This is a genomic window from Streptomyces xylophagus (assembly GCF_000716435.1).
Taxonomy (GTDB): Bacteria; Actinomycetota; Actinomycetes; order Streptomycetales; family Streptomycetaceae; genus Streptomyces; species Streptomyces xylophagus.
Window position 1 is genome coordinate 137,772 of the sequence record NZ_JNWO01000006.1, and the last position, 18,349, is coordinate 156,120.

17 protein-coding genes are annotated in these 18,349 nt (G+C 68.1%); 8 read left to right on the forward strand and 9 right to left on the reverse strand.

Annotated features, from left to right (window positions below; all coding sequences use genetic code 11):
* The first annotated feature begins 72 nt into the window (after positions 1-72).
* From OO70_RS14090 to OO70_RS14105, 4 genes are all read left to right on the forward strand, one after another.
* Entirely contained in the window at positions 73-1,230 is a 1,158-nt protein-coding gene (locus tag OO70_RS14090) for a Gfo/Idh/MocA family protein (RefSeq protein ID WP_043669918.1), read from the forward strand.
* Complete coding sequence (locus tag OO70_RS14095) at positions 1,227-2,378, forward strand: dihydrodipicolinate synthase family protein (RefSeq protein WP_043669439.1); 1,152 nt, start codon at positions 1,227-1,229, stop codon at positions 2,376-2,378. Before OO70_RS14090 ends, OO70_RS14095 begins: the two co-directional genes overlap by 4 nt.
* Positions 2,379-2,413: 35 nt before the next feature.
* A complete protein-coding gene (locus tag OO70_RS14100; RefSeq protein WP_051741227.1) occupies positions 2,414-3,220 on the forward strand; it encodes a sugar phosphate isomerase/epimerase family protein in 807 nt (268 codons plus the stop codon).
* 260 nt (positions 3,221-3,480) lie between these two features.
* Entirely contained in the window at positions 3,481-3,831 is a 351-nt protein-coding gene (locus tag OO70_RS14105) for a hypothetical protein (protein ID WP_043669444.1), read from the forward strand.
* A 117-nt stretch (positions 3,832-3,948) separates the two neighbouring features.
* Here OO70_RS14105 and OO70_RS14110 read toward each other — a convergent pair whose 3' ends face one another.
* The 9 genes from OO70_RS14110 to OO70_RS14150 form a co-directional block, all read right to left on the reverse strand.
* On the reverse strand, positions 3,949-4,329 hold the full coding sequence (locus OO70_RS14110; protein WP_043669447.1) for a DUF937 domain-containing protein: 381 nt from the start codon (positions 4,327-4,329) through the stop codon (positions 3,949-3,951).
* A gap of 216 nt (positions 4,330-4,545) precedes the next feature.
* Positions 4,546-4,935, reverse strand: coding sequence for a D-ribose pyranase (rbsD, locus tag OO70_RS14115; protein WP_043669450.1), 390 nt, complete (start codon positions 4,933-4,935; stop codon positions 4,546-4,548).
* Entirely contained in the window at positions 4,932-5,834 is a 903-nt protein-coding gene (locus OO70_RS14120; RefSeq protein WP_043669453.1) for a ribokinase, read from the reverse strand. Before OO70_RS14120 ends, rbsD begins: the two co-directional genes overlap by 4 nt.
* Before the next feature lie 60 nt (positions 5,835-5,894).
* Positions 5,895-7,841, reverse strand: a complete 1,947-nt coding sequence (locus tag OO70_RS14125; RefSeq protein ID WP_043669456.1) for an ABC transporter permease/substrate-binding protein — start codon at positions 7,839-7,841, stop codon at positions 5,895-5,897.
* Entirely contained in the window at positions 7,831-9,393 is a 1,563-nt protein-coding gene (locus OO70_RS14130) for a sugar ABC transporter ATP-binding protein (RefSeq protein WP_043669459.1), read from the reverse strand. The genes OO70_RS14125 and OO70_RS14130 overlap by 11 nt, the downstream gene beginning before the upstream one ends.
* Positions 9,390-10,526, reverse strand: a complete 1,137-nt coding sequence (locus OO70_RS14135) for a LacI family DNA-binding transcriptional regulator (RefSeq protein ID WP_078651399.1) — start codon at positions 10,524-10,526, stop codon at positions 9,390-9,392. Before OO70_RS14135 ends, OO70_RS14130 begins: the two co-directional genes overlap by 4 nt.
* Before the next feature lie 173 nt (positions 10,527-10,699).
* Positions 10,700-11,119: a DUF6281 family protein gene (locus OO70_RS14140; RefSeq protein ID WP_051741182.1), complete on the reverse strand. Its 420-nt coding sequence runs from the start codon at positions 11,117-11,119 to the stop codon at positions 10,700-10,702.
* A 30-nt stretch (positions 11,120-11,149) separates the two neighbouring features.
* Positions 11,150-12,256, reverse strand: a complete 1,107-nt coding sequence (locus OO70_RS14145) for a zinc metalloprotease (protein ID WP_043669462.1) — start codon at positions 12,254-12,256, stop codon at positions 11,150-11,152.
* 361 nt (positions 12,257-12,617) lie between these two features.
* Positions 12,618-13,037 carry an ATP-binding protein gene (locus tag OO70_RS14150; RefSeq protein WP_043669466.1) on the reverse strand — a complete coding sequence of 140 codons (420 nt, stop codon included), beginning with the start codon at positions 13,035-13,037 and terminating at the stop codon, positions 12,618-12,620.
* A gap of 234 nt (positions 13,038-13,271) precedes the next feature.
* Between OO70_RS14150 and OO70_RS14155 the strand changes: the two genes are divergently transcribed.
* The 4 genes from OO70_RS14155 (at position 13,272) to OO70_RS14170 (ending at position 18,126) form a co-directional block, all read left to right on the forward strand.
* A complete protein-coding gene (locus OO70_RS14155; protein WP_106971677.1) occupies positions 13,272-14,123 on the forward strand; it encodes a helix-turn-helix domain-containing protein in 852 nt (283 codons plus the stop codon).
* A gap of 8 nt (positions 14,124-14,131) precedes the next feature.
* Positions 14,132-14,335, forward strand: coding sequence for a DUF397 domain-containing protein (locus tag OO70_RS14160; RefSeq protein WP_043669470.1), 204 nt, complete (start codon positions 14,132-14,134; stop codon positions 14,333-14,335).
* Between the two features lie 32 nt (positions 14,336-14,367).
* The gene (gene recD2, locus OO70_RS14165) at positions 14,368-16,656 is read left to right on the forward strand and encodes an SF1B family DNA helicase RecD2 (RefSeq protein WP_043669473.1); all 2,289 of its coding nucleotides are present in this window, start codon (positions 14,368-14,370) and stop codon (positions 16,654-16,656) included.
* A 180-nt stretch (positions 16,657-16,836) separates the two neighbouring features.
* Positions 16,837-18,126, forward strand: a complete 1,290-nt coding sequence (locus tag OO70_RS14170) for a citrate synthase (protein ID WP_043669475.1) — start codon at positions 16,837-16,839, stop codon at positions 18,124-18,126.
* Positions 18,127-18,349: the final 223 nt, after the last annotated feature.

The window sequence follows — 18,349 nt, forward strand, 5'->3', positions numbered from 1 at the left end:
GAAAGCGCTTGCTGCATGCATGGGACATGCGGTGAGACATGCGTGGAGACGCATGTGGACGAAGGGAAACACGTGACACGCAAGACGGTGCGTATCGCCATGAACGGCGTGACCGGGCGCATGGGCTACCGACAGCACCTCGTCCGCTCGATCCTCGCACTACGAGAGCAGGGTGGTCTAGACCTCGGCGACGGAACCGTGCTGTGGCCGGAACCGATCCTCGTCGGCCGCCGTGAGCACGCGCTGAAGGCGCTTGCCGAGCAGCACGGACTGGACCCGGAGAACATCTCCACGGACGTCGACGCGGTCCTCGCCGACCCGACCGTGGACATCTACTTCGACTCCCAGGTGACCTCGGCCCGCGAGGGGGCGCTCAAGAAGGCCATCGCGGCCGGGAAGCACATCTACACCGAGAAGCCGACGGCCACCGACTTCGAGGGCGCGCTGGAACTCGCCCGCCTCGCCGACGCCGCCGGCATCAAGCACGGCGTCGTCCAGGACAAGCTGTTCCTCCCCGGCCTGCTCAAGCTGAAGCGGCTCATCGACGGCGGCTTCTTCGGCCGGATCCTGTCCATCCGGGGCGAGTTCGGCTACTGGGTCTTCGAGGGCGACTGGCAGAGTGCCCAGCGCCCGTCGTGGAACTACCGCTCGGAGGACGGCGGCGGCATCGTCGTCGACATGTTCCCGCACTGGGAGTACGTCCTCCACGAGCTGTTCGGCCGCGTGAAGTCCGTCCAGGCCATCGCCGCCACCCACATCCCGCAGCGCTGGGACGAGAACGGCAAGCCCTACGACGCCACCGCCGACGACTCCGCCTACGGCATCTTCGAGCTCGACAGCGGCGCCATCGCCCAGATCAACTCCTCCTGGGCCGTCCGTGTCAACCGCGACGAGCTCGTCGAGTTCCAGGTCGACGGGACCGAGGGCTCGGCCGTCGCCGGGCTGCGCAACTGCCGTGCCCAGCACCGCAGTTCCACCCCCAAGCCGGTCTGGAACCCGGACCTCCCCGTCACCGAGGTCTTCCGCGACCAGTGGCAGGAAGTGCCGGACAACACCGAGTTCGACAACGGCTTCAAGGCCCAGTGGGAGCTGTTCCTCCGCCACGTCTACGCCGACGCCCCCTACCACTGGGACCTCCTGGCCGGCGCCCGCGGCGTCCAGCTCGCCGAGCTGGGCCTGAAGTCGTCCGCCGAGGGCCGCCGTTTCGACGTACCGGAGATCACCCTGTGACCATCCAACTCCCGGACTTCAAGGGCGGGTTGCGGCCCTACGAACCCCGTCCCGAACCCTTCGCCGTCACCTCCGGCACCCCCTTCACCTCGCGTACGGTGTTCTCGGCGGCGCATGTCGTCGCGGACCCGTTCGCCGACACGAGCCCCGACTCGCCCGCCGCCGTCGACTGGGACGCCACCCTCGCCTTCCGCCGCCACCTGTGGTCGCACGGGCTCGGTGTCGCCGAGGCGATGGACACCGCCCAGCGCGGGATGGGCCTGGACTGGGCGGGCGCGGCCGAGCTGATCCGCCGAAGTGCCGCCGAGGCCAAGGCCGTTGGCGGCCGGATCGCCTGCGGTGTCGGCACCGACCAGATCACCGGCGGCACCCTGGCCGACGTACAGGCCGCGTACGAGGAGCAGTTGGCCCTCGTCGAGGAGTCCGGCGCGCAGGCCATCCTGATGGCTTCGCGGGCGCTCGCGGCCGTCGCGAAGGGACCCGAGGACTACCTGGAGGTCTACGGTCACCTCCTGCGCCAGTCCGCCGAGCCCGTCGTCCTGCACTGGCTGGGCCCGATGTTCGACCCGGCCCTGGAGGGCTACTGGGGCTCGTCCGACCTGGACGCGGCCACCGACACGTTCCTCGAAGTCATCGCGGCCCACCCCGACAAGGTGGACGGCATCAAGGTGTCGCTCCTGGAGGCTCAGCGGGAGATCGACATCCGGCGCCGACTGCCGAAGGGCGTCCGCTGCTACACCGGCGACGACTTCAACTACCCCGAGCTGATCGCGGGCGACGACCAGGGCTTCAGCCACGCCCTGCTCGGCATCTTCGACCCGCTCGGCCCGCTGGCGGCGGAGGCTGTCCGCGTCCTGGACACCGGGAACACGGCCGGCTTCCGTGAACTCCTCGACCCCACCGTCGAGTTGTCCCGCCACCTCTTCCAGACACCGACCCGCTTCTACAAGACGGGCGTGGTGTTCCTGGCCTGGCTCGCGGGCCACCAGTCGCACTTCACCATGGTCGGCGGCCTCCAATCCGCCCGCTCCCTCCCGCACTTCGCCCGCGCCTACGAACTCGCCGACGGCCTGGGCCTGTTCCCCGACCCGAAGCTCGCGGAGGAACGGATGAAGAACCTGCTCGCCCTGTACGGAGTGACCCAGTGAGCGATCCCGACCTGTCCCGCTTCTCCATCAACCAGATGACGGTCAAGCAGCTGTCGATTCCCGAACTGGTCGACGCCTGCCTGGAGTTGGGCGTCCCCGGCGTCGGCCTGTGGCGCGAGCCGGTCCAGTCGTACGGCCTGGAGGCCACCGCGAAACTGGTCCGCGACGCGGGGCTCGCGGTGACAACGTTGTGCAGGGGCGGCTTCTTCACGGCGATCGACCCGGACGAGCGTGCCCGGGCCCTGGACGACAACCGCAGGGCCGTCGACGAGGCGGCCACGCTCGGCACGGACACCCTCGTGCTCGTGTCCGGCGGGCTGCCGGCCGGTTCCAAGGACCTGCACGGCGCGCGGGAGCGGATCGCCGACGCGCTGGGCGAGCTGGGGCCCTACGCCGAGGAGCGGGGCGTACGGCTGGCCATCGAGCCGTTGCACCCCATGTTCGCCTCCGACCGCTGTGTGGTCTCGACGCTCGCCCAGGCCCTCGACCTGGCCGAGCGTTTCCCCGCGCGGCAGGTCGGCGTCACGGTGGACACGTACCACATCTGGTGGGACGACCGGGCGCCCGAGCAGATCGCCCGGGCGGGCGCGGGCGGCCGTATCCACACCTTCCAGCTCGCCGACTGGACCACCCCGCTGCCGGAGGGCGTGCTGAACGGCCGCGGGCAGATCGGGGACGGCTCGATCGACATGCGGGAGTGGAAGGCGTACGTCGAGGCGGCCGGATACACCGGTCCCATCGAGGTCGAGCTGTTCAACGACGCGCTGTGGGCACGGGACGGGCGCGAGGTGCTCGCCGAGACGGCGGCGCGGTTTGTGGAACATGTGACCCGGCAAATGTGAGAGTCACCTTCACACAGCTCCTCTATATAAATGCAGATCAGGGTCCGTGCGATGCACGCAATTCCTGTGACTGACCTGTCGATTCACGTTTTTCGGAGCCTTCCGGAACCGTATCTCCCCAGGTCGTGTCTATAGGATCGTGCTCACCGCGGGCCCGGGATAAAGCCCGGAAGCGCGGTCTTCCGGGCTTTTTCTTGTATGAGAGAAGCCTGAGAGATGCATAAGAGAAGTAATTCGAGAAACGCAACGAGGAGTTATCTGTGAACGTGCGAATCGCAGCCGTGTCCGTGGTCTCCGCCGCGCTCGTCGCCGTCGGCACCACCGCCGCCGTCGCCGCCCCGGCGCCGAGCATCACCCTCAAGGCCAACCACGCCGCCGTGAAGCTCGGCGACCCGGTCACCTTCACCGGCAAGACCGCCGGTCTGAAGGAGGGCAGCAAGGTGACGCTCCAGCTCAAGACGGGCGCCACCTGGAAGTCCCTGCCCGTGACCGCCAAGGTCAGCCACAGCGCCTACAAGCTGACCGACAAGTTCCAGAAGAAGGGCGTCCAGGTCCTGCGCGTCAAGGACGGCGCCACCGTGTCCAAGGGTGTCTCGGTCACCGTCCGCTGACGCCGACCGACCACCGCTCGACACACCCCTGAGCCCTGCCCCACCCCGTTCGATCCGGGGTGGGGCAGGAGGTCAGGAGTATGCCGTACCCACCTGCCAAGATCCGCACCGCGCGGGTTACTTCTTCTTCGCCGCCCGCTTCGTGAGCACCGCGAGTACGGCCGGGATCAGCATCTCGACGACCCGCGTGACGGTCGCCGGCGGCAGCCCCGTTTTCTTGGCCACCGCGTTCGCCACCGGCTTGGCCGCCTTGGCCAGCACCCCGGCCATGAGCCCGCCGGTCGCGAAACCGCCCAGCGTGACCACGCCCTGGAGGGGAGCCTCCTGAGGCGTCTCGACGGTCGCCGCCTCGCCGGACAGCGCCGAGACCGTCGTACCGACGACCTCCCGCGCACCCGTCTCGTCCGTGCCCAGCAGCCCCGCGATCTCCTGGACCTTGTCGCCGCCCAGCTCGTCTAGGACGTCGTCCTGGAAGGCCGTAGCAGAGTCTTCGCTCATGTCTCAAACGCTACGTGTGCCCGGTTTGTTCGGCACCCGGAAGCCGTCTTGAAGAATTCTCAAGATGTCGTACAACCCTCCGCCCAGTACGTGGGTCGTACTAGGCATCAGGACTCTTGGAGGGGGATCTGGGGGGATCACGAGGGGTTCTGATGTTGGAGGGGAAAACCCGAGGGGGCTTGGTCGACGGACCGGGCCCCCTCGAATTTATGGTCTCTAGAAGAACACCCCGCACCGCAACAGCACGTTCGCGTACGGCCGCGCCTCGCCCGTCCGTACGACCAGCCGCGCGCCCGCCGACAGCTCCTTGAGCCTCTCGTGGGAGACGAGGTCGAGGTCGGGGAAGCGCGAGTCGAGCAGAGCGGTGGCCGCCCGGTTGGCGCCGCGCACCTCACTCGCCGCTGTCGCTCCCTCCACCACCAGCTCGGCCAGCAGCCCGTCCAGCACCTCCGCGAACGACGGCACCCCGGCCCGGAACGCCAGGTCCACCACCCGGGGACCCTTCGGGATCGGCATCCCGGCATCGCACACCAGCACCCCGTCCCCGTGCCCCAACTCGGCCAGCGCACCGGAGAGATGACGGTTGAGAATCCCTGCCTTCTTCACAGCGCGGCGACCTCGTCAGCCGTCGGGAAGGACTCCTGCGCGCCCTTCCTGGTGACGGCCGCCGCCCCGACCCGTGCCGCGTACGCCGCGGCCTCCTCCAGCGACGCACCCGCGCCCAGCTTCCAGGCAAGCGCCGCGGTGAAGGCATCGCCCGCGCCCGTCGTGTCCACGGCGTCCACCTTCACGGACGGCACCCGGGTGACCCCCTCCCGCGAGGCCACCAGCGCACCCTCCGCGCCCAGCGTCACGACCACCGAACGCGGCCCCTTCGCCAGCAGGATCCGCGCCCAGTCCTCGGGCCGCTCGCTCACACACGCGTCCCCGAGGATCACCTTCGCCTCGTGCTCGTTGACGATCAACGGGTCGCAGGCGGCCAGGAGTTCGGACGGCAGCGGCCGGGGCGGCGACGGGTTCAGCACGAAGCGGCTGCCGTCCGCCAGGTTCCGTACGACCTCCACGACCGTCTCCAGCGGGATCTCCAGCTGTACGGAGACCACCCGGGCGGCCTGGAAGAGACACGCGGCGGCCTGGATGTCCACGGGGAACAGCTTCCCGTTGGCCCCCGGCGACACCACGATGCTGTTGTCGCCGGACGGGTCCACCGTGATCAGCGCGACCCCGGTCGGGGCGCCGCCGACCAGCACGCCGACCGTGTCGACACCGGCGGCCCGCTGCGAGTCGAGCAGCAGCCGGCCGTGCGCGTCGTCGCCGACCCGGGCCAGCAGGACCGTACGGGCACCGAGCCGGGCGGCGGCGACCGCCTGGTTGGCACCCTTGCCGCCGGGGTGGACGGTCAGGTCGGAACCGAGGACCGTCTCGCCGGCGCCCGGCCGCCGCTCGACGCCGATCACGAGGTCGGCGTTGGCCGATCCCACGACCAGGAGGTCGTAGTCGTACATCAATTGACTCCCCACAGTGGTGACTTGGCCTGGTGACTTGGCGTGGTGTCCTGTCCGCTGTCAGCCGGTGAATCCGGCCACGTTCTCCTTGGTGACCACCTTCACGGGCACCATCACCGACTTCTCGACCGACTTGCCCTCGGCGACCTTCAGCGCGTTCTCCACAGCGATTTTGCCGAGTTCCGTCGGCTGTTGTGCCACGGACGCGTACAGAGTGCCCGCCTTGACCGCGGTGAGCCCGTCCGGAGTGCCGTCGAAACCGACGACCTGGACCGACTTTCCGGCCTTGGAGCCCAGCGCCTTGATCGCGCCCAGCGCCATCTCGTCGTTCTGCGCGAAGACTCCGTTGATGTCGGGGTGGGCCTGCAGGAGGTTGGTCATGGTGTCCAGGCCCTTGGTGCGGTCCCAGTCGGCGGGCTGCGAGGCGACGACCTTGATGCCGGGGTAGGCCTTCAGGCCCTCGGTGAAGCCCGCGCCGCGTTCCCGGGCGGCGGAGGTGCCGGCCTGGCCCTGGAGGACGACGATCGTGCCGGTGCCGCCGAGCTTGTCGGCGAGCGCCTTCGCGGCGAGCTTGCCGCCGGTGACGTTGTCGGAGGCGACCAGCGAGGCGGTGTCGGCGTTGTTCACCGACCGGTCGACGGCGACGAGGGGGATGCCCGACTTGTTCACGGCACGAGCGGCGGGGGCCACCGCGTCGGAGTCGACGGGGTTCACGATGATCGTGCCGAGACCCGAACTGGTGAAGTTCTGCAGCTGGTTGGCCTGCTGCGAGGCGTCGTTCTGCGCGTCGGTGACGGTCAGATCCACCCCCAGCTTCTTCGCCTCGGCCTGCGCACCGGCCTTCAACTGCACGTAGAAGGGGTTGTTCAGCGTGGACAGCGACAGTCCCACCTTCCGGTCGGTCGCCGACGACGACCCCGAGTGCAGGAAGGACATCGCCCCTACGACGGCTGCCGCCACCACCGCGGCCAGCAGATACGTCAGCGCCTGCTTCCCCTTGCCGTCACCCGTTCCGGCCGCCACCGGAGTCGCCCCGGACCGGCGTCGCACGGTGTCGAGCAGCACCGCGAGCGCGATGACGACACCGATGACGACCTGCTGCCAAAAGGCCGACACGGAAAGGAGGTTGAGGCCGTTGCGCAGTACCGCGAGGATCAGCGCGCCGATCAGCGTGCCGGACGCCTTGCCGGTACCGCCCGCGAGGGAGGCGCCGCCGATGACGACAGCGGCGATCGCGTCCAGTTCGTAACCGTCGGCGGCCTGCGGCTGCGCGGAGGAGAGCCGGGAGGCGAGGACGATGCCCGCGGCGGCGGCGAACACACCGGACAGGGCGTAGATCGCGAGCTTCTGCTTGGAGACGCGCAACCCCGAGAGACGCGCGGCCTCTTCGTTGCCGCCGATCGCGTACATGGACCGCCCGATGTACGTCCGCCCGAGCACGAAGGCGGCGATCAGCCCCATCACGATCATCACCAGGACGGGCACCGGCAGCCAGCCGCCCAGCGTGTCACCGAGGTGCGAGACCGAGTCGGGGAAGGCGATCGGGGAGCCCTGCGAGATCACCAGCGACAGACCGCGCGCCACCGACAGCATCGCCAACGTCGCGATGAACGGCGGCAGTTTGCCGTAGGCGATGAGGAAGCCGTTGACGAGACCGGCCGCGATACCCGTGGCGATCGCGAGGACGACGGCGAGGACGACCGGGACGCCGTGCTGCGTGGCGCTCCAGGCGAGCACGGTGGCCGACAGGGCCGCCACCGAACCGACCGACAGGTCGATGCCCGCCGAGACGATCACGAAGGTGACACCGAAGGCGAGGATGGCGGTCACGGCCGCCTGGACACCGACGTTGAGGAGGTTGTCGGTGGTCAGGAAGTCGCCGGACAGCGCCGACATGGCGATGACGAGGACGATGAGCGCGGTCAACGCCCCGTTGTCCAGGAGCAGTCGGCGGATCACCGAGGCGCCACTCGCGCCCGGCGTGCTCTTGAGCGTGTCAGTGGCCACGGTGGCCCTCCACAGCGGTAGTTGCTTGAGCGGTGGTCGCTCGGGTCGGTGTGCTGGATGTGCTGGGTGTGCTGACGGCGAGTGCCATCACGGAGTCCTGCGTGGCCTGTTCGGCGGAGAGTTCGCCCGCGATGCGCCCCTGGGCCATGACCAGCACCCGGTCGCTCATGCCGAGAACCTCGGGCAGATCACTGGAGATCATGAGGACGGCGGCACCGCCGGCGGTGAGCTGATTGATCAGCTGATAGATCTCGACCTTGGCGCCGACGTCGATACCGCGCGTCGGCTCGTCGAGGATCAGCACCTTGGTGTCGGCGAGGAGCCACTTGCCGATGACGACCTTCTGCTGGTTGCCGCCGGACAACGTCCGTACCTGTTGGCCGAGTCCGGCCATCCGCACGCCGAGCTGCTTCGCGATCCGCGCGGCGGCGGCCCGCTGCCCCTTGAGGTCGACAAGTCCACCCTTGGTGGCGGCCCGCATGGTGACGAGCCCGAGGTTCTCCTCCACGGACTGGTCGAGCACGAGCCCCTGGCCTTTGCGGTCCTCGGGCACGAGCCCGATGCCGGCGGTCATGGCCGCGTTGACGTCGTGCTTGGGGATCAGGTCACCGGAGACAGTGACCGCCCCCTGGTCGTACGGGTCGGCCCCGAAGACAGCCCGTACGACTTCGGTACGACCCGCCCCGACGAGCCCGGCGATACCGACGACCTCACCGGCCCGCACCTCGAAGCTGATGTCGTGGAACACACCGTCCCGGGTGAGCCCTTCGACGGAGAGCAACGCGGCGCCGGCGTCGGCCCGTTCACGCGGATACTGCTGCTCGATGGACCGCCCGACCATGAGCCGTACGAGCTCGTCCTCGGGCGTGGTGGCCGGCACCTCCCCCACGCTCTTCCCGTCCCGGATGACGGTGACGCGGTCGCCGATGGCGGCGATCTCTTCAAGGTGATGGGTGATGAACACGATCCCGACACCGTCGGCGCGCAGTTGACGCACGATGGAGAACAGCTTCTCGACCTCTTCCGAGGTGAGGACGGCGGTAGGTTCGTCCATGATCAGCACACGCGCGTGGAGGCTGAGTGCCTTCGCGATCTCGACCATCTGGAGCCGCGCGATACCGAGTTCACGCACCCGAGCGCGCGGCGACACCTGCACACCCACCCGCTCCAGCAGAACGGCGGCGTCGGCCTCCATCCGCTTCCGGTCGATCATCCCGAGGCGCCGCGGCTGCCGCCCCAGAAAAATATTCTCGGCGACCGTCAGATCGGGAACGAGGTTGAACTCCTGGTAGATGGTGGCGATCCCGAGGTGCGCGGAGTCCTGCGCACTGTGGATGCGCACTTCCTCGCCACCGGCCAGGATCCGACCGCCGTCAGGACGATAAGCACCGGAGAGCATCTTGATGAGGGTGCTCTTGCCCGCACCGTTCTCACCGAGCAGCACATGGACCTCGCCCCGGCGCAGATCGAAGTCGACGCCGTCCAGCGCGACGACACCGGGGAAGGTCTTGCGGATGCCCTCGATGCGCAGCAACTCGTCGTCGTTGCTCACGACTTGCTCCTTCGAACAGGTTGAACAGGTTGAACAGGGGGTTGCGGGGGGCCGGGTGCCCGGCTCGGGGTGGGGGCGGGGCCCGGTCGATCGGGGGGCGGGGCGGTGTCGGGGCCCGGCGGAACAGGGGGCCGTCCGGGATACGGCTCACCGCACGAGCGGCGCACGACCAGCCGCGCGGGAAGGGTGACGGACTCCGGCACCCGCCCCTCGATCCGGTCGACAAGGGCGCGCACGGCGGCTCGCCCCAGGTCACCGGTGGGCTGGGCGATCGCGGTGATCGGCGGATCGGTGTGCACGAACCACCGGATGTCGTCGAACGCGGCCAGCGCGAGGTCGTCGGGAACCCGCAGCCCACGCGCGCGTACGGCGTCCAGGGCACCCAGGGCCATCAGGTTGTCGGCGGCGAAGACGACTTCCGGCGGCTCGGCCAGATCGAGAAACCCTTCAGTCACCCGCCGCCCGCTCTCGGCCTGGAAGTCGCCCTGCCCGATGTACTCGTCGGGAAGGGGAATCCCGTACTCGGCGAGCGCGTCCCGAAAGGCGGCGACGCGCTCACTGCCGGTGGTGGTGGCAGCGGGCCCCGCGATGATGGCGAGCCGGCGATGCCCGAGCCGGTGCAGATGCGCGACGAGATCCCGGATCGCGGCCCGCCCGTCGGCCCGCACGACGGGCACGTCCACGCCCGGGATCCACCGGTCCACGAACACCATGGGCGTGCCGGCGCGGGCGGCGTCCAGCATGCCGGGGGAGCCGCCCTCGGTGGGGGAGAGCAGAAGACCGTCGATACGGCGGTCCAGCAGGGTCCGCACGTGGTGGTCCTGCAGCTCCGGCCGCTCGTCGGCGTTCCCGATGATGACGCTGTACCCGAGGGCGCGGGCCTCCTCCTCGACGGAGCGGGCGAGTTCGGTGAAGTAGGGGTTGAGCACGTCGCTGATGACCAGCCCAAGAGTTCGGGTCTGATCGGTGCGCAGCGAACGGGCGACGGCGTTCGGGCGGTAGCCCAGCGCCTCGACGGCGGCCAGCACGCGCGTGCGTGCGTCGTCACTGACCGACGGATGGTCGTTCAGGACCCGCGACACCGTGGCCACGGAAACCCCGGCCTCGGCAGCGACGTCCTTGATGCTCGCCATCGCCGCTCCACCTCCTTGTGGAATCGATTACATGGAGGATTGGAATCGATTACATGCGAGTTAACAAGGGGGTGAGACCGGATTGTGATGAACCGTGTTCAGGCGCGGGCGAGTCCCCGGCGGGCCATGCGCCAGGTGTGGAGCGCGGCTCACGCGGCGCTCCACACCTGGCGTCAAGAGTGCTGGATCAGTTTCTTGATCTCGGGCAGCTTCTTGTCGGAGTCGACGTTGACGAAGATGACGTCGTCGTCGGACGACTGGTCCAGCGCGATGGCGACGCTCGGATCCACTCCCTTGATCGCATAGGCGGTCGTCGAGGTCGGCGCCGTCTGGCCGTCACTGTCATCGCCCGGCGTGTCGTCGCACGGGGGAAGGGTGGCGGCACCCAGCTTGTCCCCGACGGTGAAGCCCTTGGCCTCCGCGCCCGAGTACCGATGACTCCGGTAGTCGACCACGTATGCGCAGGACGACGCGGACTCGCCGTCGTCGCTGCTGTTGCTCGACGATGTACAGGCAACGGACATCGTGGCCAGGACCGCTGTCAGTGATGCCCACACGGCCGCCGTCCTGCCGACCGGGAGTACGGCTTTCATCCAGCCTCCTCTTGGAGCGTCCGCTCCGGTTCAGTAGATGCTTCGGAGGCCCAGTACGTCCCCCTTGCCGAGCGTCCTTGCTCTCGTCGAGCACTCGATCGAGCTGCCGAACATGGTGAGGTTGTTGTGTGCCCCCGTGATGTCCTTCAGCCCGAAGATGTGCCCGGCCTCATGAGTACCGACGCTGCGGATGTCGTATTTGTTCGAGCAGCTGGCGGTCGGCTTGTTCGTGAAGTCGTTGTCGTGGGTGTTGAAGCGGGTGTCGGCCTCACGCAGATCGTTCTTGACGCCTGGTGTGGGCCAGGTCCACGCGCAGGTCGTGGCGACGACCGTGTCCTTGAGATCACCCGCGTCCCAGGTGCTCAGACCGTCCCGGGAGGTGCACTGGGAGCTGGTGTTGATGTCCGCCTCGTAGCTTGTGTAGTCGAGGAAGTTGGCCTGGTGCGCGCCCACTTGGTCGGTGTAGCCGCAGTTGTTGCTGCTTTCGGTGATGTTGTCGAGTGCCTCGTAGAACGTCCACAGGGCATCGCTCTTGGACAGTCCTCCGGGCAGGCCTCCATCGCCGATGTACCAGTTGTAGGTGCCGTACTCCTTCTGGTCCTTCGTCGCGTACGTTCCGTCGCTGCACGCGCCGGGCGAGCCGGCGGCGTCCGCGTCCGCCACCTCTGCCCCCGTGCTGGAGTCGGAGGCGTCGGCGTCGGTGCCGTCCGCTTCCTGCGACAGGTCGCCCGCGGTTCTGGCGGGGTTCGTCAGGACGTCGGCCGCGTCGGACCCTTCGGTGGAGAGGTCCACGCTCGCACTGGTCAGGTCGTAGGAGACGATGCCGGTGGAGGCGACCTCCAGCGTGAACCCGTGGTTCGTGCCGTCCGTCGACAGCGAGTCGACGCTCACGGCGGTGCCGGGTTCGGGGACTGTCAGTCCGGTGCCGTCGTAGGTGACGATGCGCCCGACCGCGTCGCACTTGATCACGGACGAGCCCGAAGGCAGATCGGTGACCGTCAACTCCCCCTCGCTCAGCTCGCAGACGTCCGCCCCCGTCGTACCCGCCTGAGCACTGCCGGCCAGCGCCGACAAAGAAACCGCGAGCGCCAGCGCCATCGTCGTTCTGCCGATGGCTCTTGGGTAAAGCCCAGCCATTCCCCACCCCCGTAGGTCCGCCCGCTGTGCGGGACTTGAACAGATTCGGAAGAGGGTAGCCTTCAAATCCTTGCAAAAACTGTCTAGTTAAAGACAAAAAATCTTGGCCGTATGGCCAATTCTCGACGGGTATGTCGGCCGTCCAGGGCCATGACGTGGCCTGTCCGACGCGGGATGGCGAGTCGGTCGTACTGCCGGAGCAAGATTTCTGGCAATGCCTGTCGAACTGAGCCGGTGCTGCGCTGCAATGTGAGCCACTGGCACCCGCGATTCGAGCTCGCCACACGTTGCCCATTGCCGTCTGCCGCTGCTGGTGCCGGATCCTCGGCCAACGTATCTCCCGTTCACTGCGGGGACTTCGTCAAGCGGCCGCGAGCTCGCACCATACGAGCTTCCCTCGCTTGCCGTTCCGGGACAGCGGCTGCCAGCCCCACTGATCGGCACAGGCCCGGACCAGCGCGAGCCCGCGCCCGTCCTCCGCGTCACCGAGCTCCTCCAACTGCCTTGGCGGCTCTGGCGGTTCGGGGTCGGCGTCCCAGGCCCCGAGTCGCAGTACCCCCGCCGTCCACCCCACCCGCAGCGCGGCGGGCCCCTTCGTGTGCTGTACGGCGTTGGCGACCAGCTCCGTCGCGAGGAGTTCGGCGGTGTCCGCCAGTCGGATCAGGCCGTGCATGGTGAGGATCAGCCGGAGAGTGCGGCGGCTGATGGTGACGGCACGCGGGTCGTTCGGGATGTGGAGGCAGTACTCCCAGGGGATGGGTGCGGGCGGGTTTTCGGGCATGCGGCAACTCCGGTTCGGTGGTGGGGATTTCGGAGGACTGCGGGATGCCGCGGGCGGTGGCAGTGCCACAGCCGTCCTGGCAGGACGGAGTGGTGCGCTTCCGGTGTCCCGGGGTTTCCGCAGGGTGTGCGTCGCATCACTGAAGGTAGGCCTAGTATTTTAGGTTTCGCAAGCCGGTCGCGTAATCTGACCCCCGAACGAGTCGCGCCCACCGGCGCGTTGGGAGGAACAGTCGTGGCATTGAGGCGCGAGCCAACGGCACGTCAGATGCGCCTGGCGATCGAGTTGCGCAGACTCCGCGACGCGGCAGGCCTCGCGGCCCGCGAGGGGGCGGCGCTGCTGGGAGTGAGCCCCGCGCAGATCAGTCAGATCGAGGCGGGCCTCGCCGGCGTGAGTGAAAAGCGGCTGCGTCGCCTGGCGGCCAACTACGCAGCCACGGATGGGGAGTTGATTGACGCCCTCGTCGCCATGGCGACCGACCGGACGCGAGGCTGGTGGGAGGAGTACCGGGGATCCCTGCCCACGTCCTTCCTCGACCTGGCCGAGTTGGAACATCACGCGACGTTCCTGCGTGAGATCCAGTTCCAGTACATCCCCGGCCTGCTCCAGACCGAGGATTACGCTCGCGCCATTTTCTCCGACAGGATCCCTGAACTCCCCGATGGAGACCTGGAGTTGCGCGTGCGGCACCGGATACAGCGCAAGGTGATCCTCGAAGGCCCCGATCCCAAACCCTACGAGGGGATCATCCACGAGGCAGCACTCCGCGTCCGCGTCAGCGACCGCGCCGCCTCGCGGGCCCAACTCGCCAGCCTTCTCGAAGCCTCCGAGGCGGGCAATGTCACCGTGCGGGTCGTCCCGTTCGATCTGGATGGCTTCGGCGGGTCCTGGGCCGCCATGATGCTGGCAGGCGGTGCCGTACCCAGGCTGGATACGGCCGTCGGCGATGCGCCTCACGCTGCAGCTTTCGTCGATTCCGAGGCCCAGCTCGGCGTATTTCGAACGCTCTTCCGTAGGGTAGAAGGCATGTCGCTCAGTCCCGAGCGGTCCCGTGACTTCATTAATGGGCTGGCCAAAGAGCTGTGAGGCACTCCATGGACATGCGCGAGCACTGGCGGAAGTCGTCGTACTCAGGCGCCGGGGACGGCAACTCCTGCGTAGAGATCGCCAACCGCCCCGCCCACATAGCTATACGCGACTCCAAGACCCCGGCTCGTGCGACCCTCACCTTCCCCACCCCCGCCTTCACCGCCTTCGTCGAAGCCCTCAAGCAGCACCCCCTCAGCCGACTCCCCTGAGCACTGTCACACCCTCCCGGTACCGTCGACCCATGCCCACCCAGCAGCCGACACCCCCGGGGAACCCCACAGGCGAGCGCCGCCTCGCCGTCCTCGAAGGTGTCCTGGAGCGGATCACCTACGCCAACGAGGAGAACGGCTACACGGTCGCCCGTGTCGACACCGGCCGCGGCGGCGGCGATCTGCTCACGGTCGTAGGCGCGCTCCTCGGTGCGCAGGCCGGCGAATCCCTCCGGATGGAGGGCCGTTGGGGGTCGCACCCGCAGTACGGCAAGCAGTTCACCGTGGAGAACTACACGACGGTCCTCCCGGCCACGATCCAGGGCATCCGCCGCTACCTCGGCTCCGGCCTCGTCAAGGGCATCGGACCCGTCTTCGCCGACCGCATCACCCAGCACTTCGGCATGGACACCCTCCAGATCATCGAGGAGGAGCCGAAGCGGCTGATCGAGGTGCCGGGGCTCGGGCCCAAGCGGACCAAGAAGATCGCCGACGCCTGGGAGGAGCAGAAGGCGATCAAGGAGGTCATGCTCTTCCTCCAGACCGTCGAGGTGTCCACGTCCATCGCCGTGCGCATTTACAAGAAGTACGGCGACGCGTCGATCTCCGTCGTCAAGAACCAGCCGTACCGCCTCGCCTCCGACGTCTGGGGCATCGGCTTTCTCACCGCCGACAAGATCGCCCAGTCCGTCGGGATTCCCCATGACAGTCCGGAGCGCGTCAAGGCGGGGCTGCAGTACGCCCTCTCCCAGGCCACCGACCAGGGCAACTGCTATCTCCCCGAGGAGCGGCTGATCGCCGACGCGGTGAAGCTGCTGCAGGTCGACACCGGCCTCGTCATCGAGTGCCTCGCCGAACTCGCCCTCCCGGACGAGGAGTCGGGCGACCCCGGTGTCGTACGGGAGAAGGTCCCGGGTCCCGACGGCAGCCCCGACCCCGTCACCGCCGTCTACCTCGTCCCCTTCCACCGTGCCGAACTCTCCCTCGCCGCCCAGCTCCGCCGCCTCCTGCACACGGCGGCGGACCGTATGCCCGGCTTCCACGACGTGGCCTGGGACAAGGCGCTGGGCTGGCTGAAGGGGAGGACGGGTGTGGAGCTTGCGCCCGAGCAAGAGGCCGCCGTCCGGCTCGCGTTGACGAAGAAGGTCGCCGTACTGACCGGCGGGCCCGGTTGCGGGAAGTCGTTCACCGTGCGTTCGATCGTCGAGCTGGCCCGCGCGAAGAAGGCCAAGGTCGTCCTCGCCGCCCCAACCGGCCGTGCCGCCAAGCGACTTGCCGAACTCACCGGTGCCGAGGCATCGACAGTCCACCGGCTGCTGGAGCTGAAGCCCGGGGGCGATGCCGCCTACGACAAGGACCGTCCCCTGGACGCGGACCTGGTCGTGGTCGACGAGGCCTCCATGCTCGACCTCCTCCTCGCCAACAAGCTCGTCAAGGCCGTACCCCCGGGAGCCCACCTCCTCTTCGTCGGCGATGTGGACCAACTCCCCAGCGTCGGCGCCGGCGAGGTGCTGCGGGACATGCTGGCCGAGGGCGGTCCCATTCCCGCAGTGCGCCTCACGCGCGTGTTCCGGCAGGCCCAGCAGTCCGGCGTGATCACCAACGCACACCGGATCAACTCCGGGCAGCAGCCGCTCACCGACGGCATGAAGGACTTCTTCCTCTTCGTCGAGGACGACACGGAGGAGGTCGGACGGCTCACCGTGGACGTGGTGGCGCGTCGGATTCCGGCCAGGTTCGGGCTCGACCCGCGCCGGGACGTACAGGTGCTCGCGCCCATGCACCGGGGACCTGCGGGCGCGGGCAACCTCAACGGACTGCTGCAGCAGGCGATCACGCCCGGCCGGCCCGACCTCGCGGAGAAGCGGTTCGGCGGCCGGGTCTTCCGGGTCGGCGACAAGGTCACCCAGATCCGCAACAACTACGAGAAGGGCGCCAACGGCGTCTTCAACGGCACGGTCGGCGTCGTCACCTCACTCGACCCGGTGGAACAGAGCCTCACGGTGCTGACGGACGAGGACGAGGAGGTTCCGTACGAATTCGATGAACTGGACGAGCTGGCGCACGCGTATGCGGTGACAATTCACCGGTCGCAGGGAAGTGAGTATCCGGCCGTGGTGATCCCGGTCACGACGAGCGCGTGGATGATGCTCCAGCGGAACCTGTTGTATACGGCCGTCACCCGGGCCAAACAGCTGGTCGTGCTGGTCGGATCGCGCAAGGCCATCGGACAGGCCGTGCGTACGGTCTCGGCGGGGCGGCGCTGCACGGCACTGGACTTCAGACTGACCGTAAAAAATGATCGATCAAATGAGTCATGAAGGTCACACAGCACTTCCAGTTGCCGGGGTGGAGGGGGCAGGATGAGGAAGTTGGCGGCACTGAGTGCCGCCGATAGGCCCAATGGTCGACCCCGAGTGCACTCTCCTGCGCCAAATGGGGGATGGTAGAGACAGTCAGGGCAACCTCGAAGAAGAGGCACAACGTCGGTGAGGGATGACGTGAGCGACAACTCTGTAGTACTGCGGTACGGCGACGGCGAGTACACCTACCCGGTGATCGACAGCACCGTCGGCGACAAGGGCTTCGACATCGGGAAGCTCCGTGCCCAGACCGGTCTGGTGACGCTGGACAGCGGTTATGGGAACACCGCCGCCTATAAATCCGCCATCACCTACCTCGACGGTGAGCAGGGCATCCTCCGGTACCGCGGCTACCCGATCGAGCAGCTGGCCGAGCGCTCCACCTTCGTGGAGGTCGCCTACCTGCTCATCAACGGCGAGCTGCCTACCGTCGACGAGCTCACCGTGTTCAAGAACGACATCACGCAGCACACCCTGCTGCACGAGGACGTCAAGAACTTCTACAAGGGCTTCCCGCGCGACGCCCACCCGATGGCGATGCTGTCGTCGGTCGTCTCGGCGCTGTCCACCTTCTACCAGGACAGCCACAACCCGTTCGACGAGAAGCAGCGCAACCTCTCCACGATCCGGCTGCTCGCGAAGCTTCCGACGATCGCGGCGTACGCGTACAAGAAGTCGATCGGCCACCCGTTCGTCTACCCGCGCAACGACCTCGGCTACGTCGAGAACTTCCTGCGCATGACCTTCTCGGTCCCGGCCCAGGAGTACGACCTCGACCCGGTCGTCGTCTCCGCGCTCGACAAGCTGCTGATCCTGCACGCGGATCACGAGCAGAACTGTTCGACCTCCACGGTCCGTCTGGTCGGCTCCTCGCAGGCCAACATGTTCGCCTCGATCTCGGCCGGCATCAACGCGCTGTGGGGCCCGCTGCACGGCGGCGCCAACCAGTCGGTCCTGGAGATGCTGGAAGGCATCCAGGCCAACGGCGGCGATGTCGACTCCTTCATCCGCAAGGTGAAGAACAAGGAGGACGGCGTCCGCCTGATGGGCTTCGGCCACCGGGTGTACAAGTCCTTCGACCCGCGCGCGAAGATCATCAAGGCTGCCGCGCACGACGTCCTCTCGGCCCTCGGCAAGTCCGACGAACTGCTGGACATCGCGCTGAAGCTGGAGGAGCACGCGCTCTCCGACGACTACTTCGTCTCGCGCAACCTCTACCCGAACGTCGACTTCTACACCGGCCTGATCTACCGGGCCATGGGCTTCCCGACCGAGATGTTCACGGTTCTGTTCGCCCTGGGCCGCCTGCCGGGCTGGATCGCCCAGTGGCACGAGATGATCAAGGAGCCCGGCTCCCGCATCGGGCGCCCGCGCCAGATCTACACGGGCGTCGTCGAGCGGGACTTCATCCCGGTCGAGGGCCGCTGATCGCTCCGCTGGGTCCGCGTAGTTCGTTTACTGCGGGCCCGGTGGGGGCTGGTCGCGCAGTTCCCCGCGCCCCTAAAAGCAGCAGTGCCCGGCGTCCCTGAGGGAAGGGGCGCCGCAGCAACTCCGGAGCACTGCAAAACTCCGGACCACGGCAAGACCGCGCCCTTTCGACCCCCTCGCCCCACGTCGGCGAGTGAGCCGAAGGGGCGCGTCGGTGTCGAGA

Coding starts and splice junctions, on each gene's coding strand:
- OO70_RS14120 (WP_043669453.1), bottom strand. CDS start 5,834: ATGTACGACTACGACCTCCTGGTCGTGGGATCGGCCAACGCCGACCTC.
- OO70_RS14145 (WP_043669462.1), bottom strand. CDS start 12,256: ATGGCTGGGCTTTACCCAAGAGCCATCGGCAGAACGACGATGGCGCTG.
- recD2 (WP_043669473.1), top strand. CDS start 14,368: ATGCCCACCCAGCAGCCGACACCCCCGGGGAACCCCACAGGCGAGCGC.
- OO70_RS14100 (WP_051741227.1), top strand. CDS start 2,414: ATGACGGTCAAGCAGCTGTCGATTCCCGAACTGGTCGACGCCTGCCTG.
- OO70_RS14150 (WP_043669466.1), bottom strand. CDS start 13,037: ATGCCCGAAAACCCGCCCGCACCCATCCCCTGGGAGTACTGCCTCCAC.
- OO70_RS14135 (WP_078651399.1), bottom strand. CDS start 10,526: ATGGCGAGCATCAAGGACGTCGCTGCCGAGGCCGGGGTTTCCGTGGCC.
- OO70_RS14160 (WP_043669470.1), top strand. CDS start 14,132: ATGGACATGCGCGAGCACTGGCGGAAGTCGTCGTACTCAGGCGCCGGG.
- OO70_RS14110 (WP_043669447.1), bottom strand. CDS start 4,329: ATGAGCGAAGACTCTGCTACGGCCTTCCAGGACGACGTCCTAGACGAG.
- OO70_RS14140 (WP_051741182.1), bottom strand. CDS start 11,119: ATGAAAGCCGTACTCCCGGTCGGCAGGACGGCGGCCGTGTGGGCATCA.